Annotated in this window: 9 protein-coding genes; 6 read left to right on the forward strand and 3 right to left on the reverse strand. The window is 64.7% G+C overall.

Annotated features, from left to right (window positions below; translation table 11 throughout):
* Positions 1 to 130: 130 nt before the first annotated feature.
* Positions 131 to 1,537 carry a glutamate--ammonia ligase gene (glnA, locus tag QO259_RS15820; protein ID WP_233076632.1) on the reverse strand — a complete coding sequence of 469 codons (1,407 nt, stop codon included), beginning with the start codon at positions 1,535 to 1,537 and terminating at the stop codon, positions 131 to 133.
* Between the two features lie 437 nt (positions 1,538 to 1,974).
* Here glnA and QO259_RS15825 point away from each other — a divergent pair, with 437 nt between their 5' ends.
* Complete coding sequence (locus QO259_RS15825; RefSeq protein WP_285950679.1) at positions 1,975 to 2,970, forward strand: polysaccharide deacetylase family protein; 996 nt, start codon at positions 1,975 to 1,977, stop codon at positions 2,968 to 2,970.
* 226 nt (positions 2,971 to 3,196) lie between these two features.
* On the opposite strand, the gene QO259_RS15830 is transcribed toward QO259_RS15825, so the two are convergent.
* Positions 3,197 to 3,766, reverse strand: coding sequence for a nucleotidyltransferase family protein (locus tag QO259_RS15830; RefSeq protein WP_285950680.1), 570 nt, complete (start codon positions 3,764 to 3,766; stop codon positions 3,197 to 3,199).
* Entirely contained in the window at positions 3,763 to 5,340 is a 1,578-nt protein-coding gene (locus tag QO259_RS15835) for a TerC family protein (RefSeq protein WP_285950681.1), read from the reverse strand. Before QO259_RS15835 ends, QO259_RS15830 begins: the two co-directional genes overlap by 4 nt.
* A gap of 488 nt (positions 5,341 to 5,828) precedes the next feature.
* Here QO259_RS15835 and typA point away from each other — a divergent pair, with 488 nt between their 5' ends.
* The 5 genes from typA (at position 5,829) to QO259_RS15860 (ending at position 11,953) form a co-directional block, all read left to right on the forward strand.
* Positions 5,829 to 7,673 (forward strand): translational GTPase TypA, encoded by a 1,845-nt coding sequence (gene typA / locus QO259_RS15840; RefSeq protein WP_285950682.1) that lies wholly within the window; start codon positions 5,829 to 5,831, stop codon positions 7,671 to 7,673.
* A gap of 406 nt (positions 7,674 to 8,079) precedes the next feature.
* Positions 8,080 to 8,850, forward strand: a complete 771-nt coding sequence (locus QO259_RS15845) for an ABC transporter ATP-binding protein (RefSeq protein ID WP_035474779.1) — start codon at positions 8,080 to 8,082, stop codon at positions 8,848 to 8,850.
* Positions 8,851 to 8,915: 65 nt separating this feature from the next.
* Positions 8,916 to 9,620 carry an ABC transporter ATP-binding protein gene (locus tag QO259_RS15850; RefSeq protein ID WP_285950683.1) on the forward strand — a complete coding sequence of 235 codons (705 nt, stop codon included), beginning with the start codon at positions 8,916 to 8,918 and terminating at the stop codon, positions 9,618 to 9,620.
* A gap of 39 nt (positions 9,621 to 9,659) precedes the next feature.
* Positions 9,660 to 10,658 (forward strand): branched-chain amino acid ABC transporter permease, encoded by a 999-nt coding sequence (locus tag QO259_RS15855; protein ID WP_285950684.1) that lies wholly within the window; start codon positions 9,660 to 9,662, stop codon positions 10,656 to 10,658.
* Entirely contained in the window at positions 10,658 to 11,953 is a 1,296-nt protein-coding gene (locus tag QO259_RS15860) for a branched-chain amino acid ABC transporter permease (protein ID WP_207033598.1), read from the forward strand. Before QO259_RS15855 ends, QO259_RS15860 begins: the two co-directional genes overlap by 1 nt.
* Positions 11,954 to 11,956 lie beyond the last annotated feature (3 nt).

Consider the following 11,956-nt stretch of genomic DNA (forward strand, 5'->3'; position numbering starts at 1 on the left):
ACATTGGGTATCGCTGCGCATCGGTATCACCCCCGCTTGTCGTTTCGGCGCTGCGTTTCCGCTCTCTATCGGCCGCAGACGAAAAAGCCCCACCGAAGTGGGGCTTGTCGTCGTGCGCGAACGCCGTCGATTACAGGCTGTAGTAGAGCTCGAACTCGACCGGATGCGTGGTCATGCGCAGACGCTCGACATCTTCGCCCTTCAGCTCGATGTAGGCATCGATCATGGAGTCGGTGAAGACGCCACCTTCGGTCAGGAAGGCGCGATCCTTGTCCAGTGCTTCCAGCGCCTGATCCAGGCTGTTGGCGACGGTCGGAACCTTCTTGCCCTCTTCCGGCGGCAGGTCGTAGAGGTTCTTGTCCATCGCATCGCCAGGATGGATCTTGTTCTTGATGCCGTCGATACCGGCCATCAGCATCGCCGAGAACGCCAGGTACGGGTTGGCGGTCGGGTCAGGGAAGCGCGTCTCGACACGCTTGGCCTTCGGGTTGGAGGTGTACGGAATACGGATCGAGGCAGAACGGTTACGCGCGCTGTAGGCGAGCATGACCGGCGCTTCGAAGCCCGGCACCAGACGCTTGTAGGAGTTGGTCGAAGCGTTGGTGAAGGCGTTCAGGGCACGTGCGTGCTTGATGATGCCGCCGATGTAGTACAGCGCCATCTCGGACAGGCCGGCGTACTCGTCACCCGCGAACTGGTTCTGACCGTCTTTCCAGAACGACTGGTGGACGTGCATCCCGGAACCGTTGTCACCGACCAGCGGCTTGGGCATGAAGGTCGCGGTCTTGCCGTAGGCGTGCGCCACGTTGTGGACCACGTACTTCAGTTCCTGAACTTCGTCGGCCTTCTTCACCAGGGTGTTGAACTTGACGCCGATCTCGTTCTGGCCGGCGTTGGCGACCTCGTGGTGGTGCACTTCGACCGACTGGCCGATCGCCTGCAGTGTGTTGCACATGGCGCTGCGGATGTCGTGGAAGCTGTCGACCGGCGGTACCGGGAAGTAGCCACCCTTGACCCGCGGACGGTGCGCCAGGTTGCCGCCTTCGATCTGACGATCGGTGGCCCAGGCACCCTCTTCCGAGGTGATCTTGTACATCGAACCTTCGATGTCGGACTTGAAGTGGACCTCGTCGAAGATGAAGAACTCGGGCTCCGGGCCGAAGAAGGCGGTATCGCCCAGGCCGGTGCTGTTCAGATAGGCTTCGGCGCGCTTGGCGATGGAGCGCGGATCACGCTCGTAGCCCTGCATGGTGGCCGGCTCGATGATGTCACAGCGCAGGATCAGCGTGGCGTCTTCGGTGAACGGGTCGAGGAAGCCGGTACCGTCTTCCGGACGCAGGATCATGTCCGATTCGTTGATGCCCTTCCAGCCTTCGATGGAAGAACCGTCGAACATCTGACCATCTTCGAAGAACTCAGCGTTGACGGCGCTGGCCGGAATGGTGACGTGCTGCTCCTTGCCCTTGGTATCGGTAAAGCGCAGATCGACCCACTTGACGTCGTGTTCTTCGATAAGGGCGAGGGTTTTCTCAGACATGTTTTCCTCCACTGTGAGCCATGGCTCGATTCGTTGGCGAATGTCCAACACCGCTTTTTAGCATGTGACCCGGGCACTTGCCCATGCGCGCAATCACTGCCCGCGGATCGATAAAGCGTGTTACGAAACAAGAGCAAGTAATGTGCCAAAATGAGGCACATGCACCTGCCACAATAATAAGACCCTGTAATGTGGAGTTTTTTTGCTGTCACTCCGATGCACTAAAATCGCCGAAGACGCGCCGAGGGTTCATACTGGTGCGTCATACGCAGATGAATGCACCAAAAGCGCCAACCAAAAAGCCAGCCTGCACCAATTTGACGCACGACTCGCTCATGCAAGTTTGCGCCAGGCCCTTTTCCACGGCGCGCCGGGCAGAGATACTGCATTGAGGGCGCCGGGCGCCCCCGTCGCCACCTGATCACGGAAGGCTACACATGCCCAGGCTGGATCGCCCACAGGACGTGGTACAACGCTTGCGCGGCCATTGGCGGCGCAGCCTGAGTGAGCCGCTATGGGGGCGCAGCGCGATTCTGGCGCTCAACCGCGTGCTCGACAGCGAAGACGAAGCACGGCTACCGCATCGACGTGATACCTGCCTGGGGCCGGAGAGCCTGGCGCATCTCGTTGCTACCCTCACCGAGAGCGCCCAGATCGTCAGTCTCGAGAGTGCCCTGCAGTTGCATCACGACCAGTTGCCGCGCATAGCGCTGACCATCGACGGCGGCTGGCGGGATGTCGCCACGCGGCTGCATCCGCTGCTGGAACGGCTGGCCTTCCCCGCCAGTGTCTTTCTGCCCGACCCCACCGTTCGCCAACCCTGGATGCCGGATCGCACACTGATCGCCGAAGCGCTGTGGCACGACGAGAGCGACGGCGGCCGCGTCGCGACCCGGCTCGCCGAACTCGACCTGCCGGGCGCGCCTCGCGGCGGGCAGGACGAGCGCAAGAGCCAGGCGATCGCGGACTATCTGCAGGCGCAGCCGGCGGCACAGGCGCCGCGCCTCAAGGAGATCGCCCAGACGCTGTGGCGGGAAGAGCTGGCAGGCAAAGACCAGATGGAGCCGGCACTCGATGCCTTCAGCGTGCGCCGGCTCGATCAGGCAGGACTGTTGCGCTTCGGCCAGTTGACCGACGTCGCCGCCCTCGGCGCCAGCGCCGATGCCCGGCGCGCCCTGCAGACCGGGCGTCAGCGGCTGTCGCGGCTGTGTCGCGAGCCGTTGAGCACCCGTGCCTGCACCGACCCCGGCGATATTGCCACCCTCGACCGCTTCACCCGGCTCGATGCCGATGCCCGCTGGCTGACGCGCACGCCCGGCTGGCTGGAACCCGGCAGCGACACCCGGCGGCTGCCACGCTTCGTCATCGGCCAACCGCTGGCCAGCAGCACCGGCAAGCTGTTTGACTGGCTGCTGGGGCATCTGCCGCACTAGGCTTTGTACGAAAACTACCTGCGCTCGGCAATACGGCGTTAAAAATCGGCTCAAAATGCTCATTTACACCCCGTAAACTCCGCGTTTTCGCCGATTTTTGCCTTGTCTTGCCTTCGCTCGATGACTTTTCGTACAAACCCTAGGGGCTTTCTTCTTATCCGGAGGCTGTCTGGCCCCGAACGCTGTGATGAACCCGGGCGCTGTGATGAAAAGGAGTGCGCTCGGCTCAGGCCGGCATGACCTTCAGTCGAGGCCACTGCTCTCGCCAGCGTTTCTCGGCGACACGCCGATGGAACACCGTGACATCGCCGTGGCGCGGGTTGTGTGACAAGCGCCCCGCCAGCAGCGAGTCGAGACCCAACGGAGCGCTCAGACGCAGTGCCCCGGACGCCTCCAGACGCACCCCCAGCGCGGTCTCACGCTCGACCCAGTAGCGCATCGCATCGCTCGCCGAGACATAGGGCGCGTGGCCGTGGCGCCGATGCATGCGTGCCTGGTTCTTGACCGACCACGGCTGCCCGCTGGCTGCGCGTAGCCGCTCGCTCAGCGCTCGGTCGCGGGCCTCGCGGGTGTCGTTGGGGTCGTGATAGATCAGATCGATATCGTTGAGCGGGGTGGCGGTCGCGTAGCCGTGCAGCCGGTCCCACACGCAGTTGCGCACGAAGCCGGCGGCCAGCCAGGCATCCGGCAGCGCCAGTTCGCGCGCCTGATGGAGCGCGGCCAGGCGCCGGGAGTCCTGCGCGATCCACACCAGCAGGCACGCGGTGGCGGGCGCCACCGCGTGCCCGGCACTCACTCGGGCGGGTCCAGACACAGCCTCACCCGGCGGATGCGGTGGCGCTCGACATCACGCACTTCGACCTGCCAGCGCTCGATCGCCACCCGCGCGCCGATATAGGGCAGGGTCTCGAGGCGGTCGACCACCAGCCCGCCGAGACTAGTGTAGTTGCGCCCCAGCGGCAGCGGCTCGGGTAGCTGCTGGTTGACGTCGACCACATCCTCGCTGGCGTCGATCTCGTAGCAATCCGCCGAGACCTGGCGGATCTTGGCCTGGGCGCCCTGGGCCTGGGGGTCCTCCTCGGCGATGTCCATGAGGATATCGAACAGCGTGACCACGCCCTCCAGAGTGCCGAACTCGTCGACCACGAAGGCGATCAGCGCGCCGCTGCGCTGGAACTGGCGCAGCGCCTCGACCAGGCTGGTGTTCTCGAGCAGCACCAGCGGCTGTTCGACCAGCGTCTCCAGCGCCAGCGGCGACTGGGTCAGTAGCGTGTCGATCAGGCGCTTCTTGTGCACCACGCCGAGCGGGGCATCGCGCTCGCCGCCCCGAATCGCCACCAGGGTGGCGTGGGTGCTCTCGCGCAGCTGTGTCTGCTGCACGCTGAGCGGTTCGTCCAGATCGACGCAGTCGAGATCCCGGCGCAGAGTCATCACCGCGCTGATCGGCTTGTCCGCCATCGACAGCACGCCGCGCACCATGCGTCGCTCGTCGGCACCAAAGACCGCCGCATCGGCGTCATCGCCTTCCTCGCGCGGCGCCTCGCCGGCACGCTGCTCCAGGCTCATGTCGCCCCCGCTGATCAGGCGCATCACCGCATCCGCGGTCCGCGCCCGGCGCGCGCCCAGGCGGGCACCGGCGCGATCCTCGTTGCGTCGGCGCCACTCGTGCATCAGCTCGATCAGGATCGAGAAGCCGATGGCACCATATAGATAGCCCTTGGGAATGTGCAGCCCCATGCCCTCGGCGACCAGGCTGAAGCCGATCATCAGCAGAAAGCCGAGACATAGCAGGATCACCGTGGGGTGCTCGCCGACGAAGCGCGTCAGCGGCTTGCTCGCCAGCAGCATCAGCCCCACCGCGATGATCACCGCGATCATCATCACCATCAGATGGTCGACCATGCCGACGGCGGTGATCACCGAGTCGATCGAGAACACCGCATCGAGCGCCACGATCTGCGCCACCACCACCGAGAAGGCGGCATAGTGGCCGCGGTTGCGCCCCTGGTGGGCGGTGGCGGCATTGAGATGGTCGTGCAGCTCGCTGGTAGCCTTGTAGATCAGGAACAGCCCGCCGCCGATCAGGATCAGATCACGCCCACTGAAGCCGTGCTCGAAGAGCCGGAACAGTGGCCGCGTCAGCCCCATCAGCCAGGAGATCGCCGCCAGCAGCACCAGGCGCATGACCAGTGCCAGCGACAGCCCCAAGACGCGCGCACGGTCGCGCTGCGCCGGCGGCAGCTTGTCGGCGAGAATGGCGATGAACACCAGATTGTCGATCCCCAGTACGATCTCGATGATCACCAGGGTCAGCAGCCCCGCCCAGGCGGCGGGCTCGAGCATCCAGGAGAATTCGAACCAGTGCATCATCGCCGTTCACCCGCGGCGGTGAAGCACGTCGGCGCCGCGACACGCGCCGCGCCAGGGGGCCGGCTGGGTCGCCGGGGGCGAGCACACGGGCGGGGTCGAAAGTGCGCCGGAAAACACGCCGGCGCGGAGAGAAAAAGCGCGGTGGAGCGACGACAACCGTCGTCGTTAGACGTGGACAAGCCAGGTCCCTCGTTGACTATGGAGCGGCCAGTCTAGGACCGGCAGCGGCCAAAGGGAATCCCGTCGCGTGATGGCATCGGCGGCGATCGCCATCGAAATGTCATCGCACACGCGGGAAACTGCCATCAAGACCAGCGACTTGCGATCTCTACGCCACGGTCTACACGACGAAAGTAGCCAGTCTCGCGCCCTTGCCTGTACAATGCGCGGCCGACCTTCCTACCCGTGCCCAGGGTCATTCGTCGATCCCGTGCCAACAGGCGATCGACAGCCAACGTGGGCGCACACATTTATATGGATACCGCCCCATGAGTGACACTGACGCTCGCATCGAGAGCATCCGCAACATTGCCATCATCGCGCACGTCGACCATGGCAAGACCACGCTCGTCGACAAGCTGCTGAGCCAATCCGGCACCCTGGACCGCAAAGCGGAAGGCCAGGAGCGGATCATGGACTCCAACGACCAGGAAAAGGAACGCGGCATCACTATCCTGGCTAAGAACACCGCGATCCAGTGGAACGACGGCAACGGCCGCGACTACCACATCAACATCGTCGACACCCCGGGACACGCCGACTTCGGTGGCGAGGTCGAGCGCGTGATGTCGATGGTCGACTCGGTCCTGCTGCTGGTCGATGCCGTCGACGGCCCCATGCCGCAGACCCGCTTCGTGACCCAGAAGGCATTCGCCCAAGGCCTCAAGCCGATCGTCGTGGTCAACAAGATCGACCGCCCCGGCGCACGCCCGGACTGGGTCATCGACCAGATCTTCGACCTGTTCGACAACCTCGGCGCCAGCGATGACCAGCTCGACTTCCCGATCATCTACTGCTCGGCACTCAACGGCATCGCCGGCATGGAACCGGACCAGCTGGCCGACGACATGACGCCGATGTTCCAGTCGATCGTCGATATCGTCGAGCCGCCCAAGGTCGAACTCGACGGCCCCTTCCAGATGCAGATCTCTGCGCTCGACTACAACAGCTACGTCGGCGTCATCGGTCTGGGCCGCATCAAGCGCGGCAGCGTCCAGCCCAACCAGCAGATCACCGTGATCACCAAGGAGGGCAACACCCGCCGTGGCAAGATCGGCCAGGTGATGACCCACATGGGTCTGGAGCGGGTGCAGACCCAGCAGGCCACCGCCGGTGACATCGTCTGCGTCACCGGGATCGAGGATCTGGCGATCTCCGACACCCTGTGCGACACCGCCGCGGTCGAGGCGCTGCCGGCGTTGACCGTCGACGAGCCGACCGTCTCCATGACCTTCCAGGTCAACGACTCGCCGTTCGCCGGCAAGGACGGCAAGTTCGTCACCAGCCGTAACATCAAGGAGCGTCTGGACCAGGAACTGATCCACAACGTGGCGCTGCGCGTCGAGCAGGGCGACAGCCCGGAGAAGTTCAAGGTCTCCGGCCGCGGCGAGCTGCACCTCTCGGTCCTGATCGAGACCATGCGGCGTGAAGGCTTCGAGATGGCTGTGGGCCGCCCCGAGGTGATCATCCGCGAGATCGACGGCGTCAAGCAGGAGCCGTACGAAGAGGTGATCATCGACTGCGAAGAGCAGCACCAGGGCTCGGTGATGGAAGAACTCGGCTACCGCAAGGGCGAGCTCTCCAACATGAACCCGGATGGCAAGGGCCGTGTGCGCCTGGACTTCATCATCCCCGCGCGCGGGCTGATCGGCTTCCGTGGCCAGTTCCTGACCCTGACCTCCGGCACCGGCATCCTGACCAGCCGCTTCGATCACTACGGCCCGCTCAAGCCCGACGCCATGATCAAGCGCCGCAACGGCGTGCTGGTGTCGATGGTGTCCGGCAAGGCGCTGGCCTATGCGCTCTACGCCCTGCAGGAGCGCGGCAAGCTGATCGTCGAGCACGGCACCGAGGTCTACGAAGGCATGCTGATCGGCATCAACAACCGCGCCGAAGACATGGTGGTCAACCCGACCAAGGCCAAGAAACTCGACAACATGCGCGCCTCCGGCAACGACGAGAACATCGTCCTGACCCCGCCGGTACGCTTCTCGCTGGAGCAGGCGATCGAGTTCCTGGACGACGACGAACTGGTGGAAGTCACTCCCAACCACATCCGTCTGCGCAAGAAGTATCTGACCGAGAACGAGCGCAAGCGCGCCAAGAAGAATTGAGGAAGGGCTGATACCCGCTCCGAAATCGGATTAAGATGGGCGGCACTCGCACCCATCGCCACCGCGCCGGCAGGCCTGGACCTGCCCACCCGCGGCGGCGATGATCGGGCGGGTTGCCGCCTTTTTGCGTTTGAACGATCAAAAAAGCGGCAAGTGCCGACCCAACACCTAACCTCAAAGCGACAGGAAACAGGACAGCAGCACGCTAGCCAGGCTATCTAGACAAGTCCTCTAGACAGGTTCTCTAGACAAGCGCTCTAGATGGACACTCGGGCCAGGTTCTTGAGACAGGTTCTCGAGACAGGCATTCGAGCCAGAAGCACTAGCCCAAGCCCAAGACCAAGACCAAGCACATCCAGTACGCCAGCAACAGCACAATATCAACAACGCTGCAGGGGAGACGCCGATGACTCCGATCATCGATGTCCGCAACATCAAGAAGTCGTTCGGCGGTCTTACCGTCATCGACGACTGCTCCATCCAGGTCGCCCGCGGTTCGATCACCGGCATGATCGGCCCCAACGGCGCCGGCAAGTCGACGCTGTTCAACATCATCGCCGGCAGCCTCATGCCCGATAGTGGCGAGGTCCTGCTCGACGGCGAGCCGATCACCCATCTCACTGCCAACCATCGCTTCCACAAAGGGCTGTTGCGCACCTTCCAGATCGCCCACGAGTTCAGCCATCTGAGCGCGCTGGAGAACCTGATGATGGTGCCGCCGGGCCAGGAGGGCGAGAACCTCTTCAGCACCTGGTTCAAGCCGGGCGAGGTACGCCGCCAGGAGGCCGAGACCCGCCGCCGTGCGCTCGAGGTGCTCGACTTCGTCGGCCTCGCCCACGTGCGCAACGAGCTGGCCGGCAATCTCTCCGGCGGGCAGAAGAAGCTGCTCGAACTGGGTCGCACCATGATGACCGATGCCCGCGTGGTGCTGCTCGACGAGATCGCCGCTGGGGTCAACCGCACCCTGCTAGGCGATCTCATGGGCAACATCGAACGGCTCAATCGGGAACTCGGCTACACCTTCCTGGTGATCGAGCACGACATGGACATGATCGCGCGGCTGTGCGATCCGGTGATCGTGCTCGCCCAGGGCCAGGTGATGATGGAGGGCCCGATCGCACAGATCCAGAACGACCCGACGGTCATCGAGGCCTACTTCGGGGCCACCACGGCCTGACGCCTCATGGCCGGCGTGCCGGGCAGCCCGGCGCGCCAACCGCTTCAATAACAAACGAGCTCACCATGCCACTACTCGAAGCGATCGACGTTCATGGCGGCTACGGCGGCATGAACATTCTCAACGGCGTCGACATGGCGATCGAAGCCGACGAGATCGGGGTCATCGTCGGCCCCAACGGCGCCGGCAAGTCGACCATGCTCAAGGCCGTGTTCGGCCTGCTCACCATCACCGGCGGCGAGATTCGCCTGCGCGGCGACCCGATCACCAACCTGCCACCACACAAGCTGGTGGAGCGCGGGATGGGCTTCGTGCCCCAGGAGAAGAACATCTTCCCCAGCCTCTCGGTGGCGGAGAACCTGGAGATGGGCGCCTTTCTCAAGCCGGCCACGGTGTCGCGGCTCAAGCGCCAGATCTACGACATCTTCCCGCCGCTCTACGACAAGCGCCACCAGCCCGCGGGCGAACTCTCCGGCGGCCAGCGCCAGATGGTGGCGATGGGCCGGGCGCTGATGAACGAACCCAGCGTGCTGCTGCTCGACGAGCCCACCGCCGGTCTCTCGCCGCGCTACATGAACGAGATCTTCGAGCAGGTGAAGCGCATCAGCGCCACCGGGGTCGGGGTGCTGATGGTGGAGCAGAACGCCAAGCAGGCGCTGCGTATCGCCCACCGCGGCTTCGTGCTCGCCGCCGGACAGAACCGCTTCACCGACAGCGGCGAGGCGCTGCTCGCCGACCCGCAGGTGGCCAAGAGTTTCCTCGGCGGTTGAGAGCGCCGCTGCCATGCCGACAGGACAAGAGATTTCGCCGTGAATGAGCTGATCTACTTCTTCAACTACGTGGTGGTGGCCGGGAGCGTGACCGGCTGCATCTACGCCATGGGCGCGATCGGGGTGACGCTGATCTACAGCATCCTGCGTTTCGCCCACTTCGCCCACGCCGACATGATGACCCTGGGCGCCTTCGTGGTGCTGCTGCTGACGCTGGCCTTTCCCCACGCCGGCGACGCTCTGGGGCTGCCCACCGCGATCGTGATGCTGCCGCTGGCGATGATCTTCACCTCGCTGGTGGCGGTGGGCATCGACCGCGTGTTCTATCAACCGCTGCGTGCCCACGGGGTCAAGCCGATCGTGATGGTGATCGCCTCGCTGGGGGTCACGCTGATGCTCCAGGGGCTGATCCGGCTGTTCTCCGGCACCGGCGCGGAGAGCCTCTACGTCGAGGCGCGCAAGGCGATCTTCCGCATCGAGCTGCCCGGCGTGACGCGCCCGATCATCATCACCGAGCCGCAGGTGATCCTGTTCGTGGTCACCCTGGTGGCGGTGATCGGGCTGCATCTGTTCCTGACCCGGGCGCGCCTGGGCAAGGCAATGCGGGCGATGTCGGACAACCCCGACCTGGCCCGCGCCTCGGGCATCAATACCAAACTGATCATCACCCTGACCTGGGTGATCGCCGGCTCGCTGGCAACCCTGGCGGGGACGCTGCTGTCGCTGGATGTGGCGTTCAAGCCGGACCTGAGCTTCTTCCTGCTGCTGCCGATCTTCGCCGCGGCGATCGTCGGCGGCGTCGGCCACCCCTACGGCGCCATCGTCGGCGGCTTCCTGGTCGGCTTCGCCGAGACCCTGGCGGTATTCAACTGGTCGGTGCTGCTGCGCCCGCTGCGCGATAGCCTGCCGAGCTGGATCGAGCTACCCAACAACCTGGCGCTGGTGGGCACCGAGTACAAGATCGTGGTGCCCTTCTTCATTCTGATCGCGGTGCTGATCTGGCGCCCGACCGGCCTGTTCAAAGGGAAGGTGATCTAATGAATCCGTCCACCCAACAGACGCCGTCCCAGCGCCCTTTCCCCCGCCGCGAGATCCTGCTGTTCGGCGGCCTGGCGCTGGTGGTGCTCGCCGTCTTCGCCAGCATGGGGTCGGCCTACGCCACGCGCATGATGGTCGAGGCCGCCTGCTACGCCATCCTGGCCCTCGGCCTGACCATCCAATGGGGCTACGCCGGTCAGTTCAACGCCGGCATCATGGGCTTCGTCGCCCTTGGCGGCTTCTCCGCCACCTTCTTCAGCATTCCGGTCAATCACGCCTTCTGGGCCAGCGACCTGCCGGGCCGGTTGGGCTGGGTGCTGCTGGCGATCGTCGCCGCGGTCGCGCTGGTCTTCGCCGTCAGCCGCATCGACCGGCTCGGCGTGCCGCGCTGGCTGCGCACCCTGCTCACCGTGGTCGTCGCGCTCATCGCTTATCTGGTGGTGATCAGCTGGTTGCGCAACGTCACTGGCGATATCGAGTCCCAGGTGGAGTTCATCGGCGGCCTGGGGCTACCGGTATGGCTCGGCTGGATCGTCGGCGGCGTGCTCGCCGGGGGGATCGGCTATGTCATCGGGCATATCTGCCTGGGGCTGCGCAGCGACTATCTGGTCATCGCCACCCTGGGCATCGCCGAGATCATCAAGGCGTTTCTCAAGAACTCGGACTGGCTGACCCGCGGCACCGCCACCATCTCCCCGCTGCCGTGGCCGGTGCCCGACCCCGGCGAGGTCGGCTTCGTCACTGCCCGCGCGCTCTACTTCTGCGTGACCGCGGTGCTGATCGCGGTGATCTTCTTCCTGCTCCACCGCGCCTACCACGCGCCCTGGGGGCGGATGATCCGTGCTATCCGCGACAACGAAGTCTCCGCCGCGGCGATGGGCAAGTCGATCAACCGCCGGCGCCAGGAGATCTTCGTCTTCGGCTGTATCCTGATGGGTCTGGGCGGCGCGGTGCTGACCAGCTTCACCGGGATCTTCGACCCCCAGGGCTATCTGCCGCTCAACCACACCTTCCTGGTACTGGTGATGGTGATTCTGGGTGGGCCGGGCAACAACCTGGGCACCCTGTTCGGCGCAGTACTGGTCTATGTGATCTGGATCATGTCCGGCCCGCTGGCGCTGGCGCTGATGCATCTGGTGACCGCTCTGGGCGGCGACTGGTTCGGCTGGCAGCCGGGCAATCTCGATAGCCGCGCACTGCAAGCGCGGGTCTTCGTGATCGGGCTGCTGATCCTGATGGTGCTGCGCTTTGCCCCGCGCGGGATGATCCCGGAACGGGTCGCCCAGCACGATTGACGT

This window comes from Salinicola sp. JS01, assembly GCF_030284585.1.
Lineage (GTDB): Bacteria > Pseudomonadota > Gammaproteobacteria > Pseudomonadales > Halomonadaceae > Salinicola.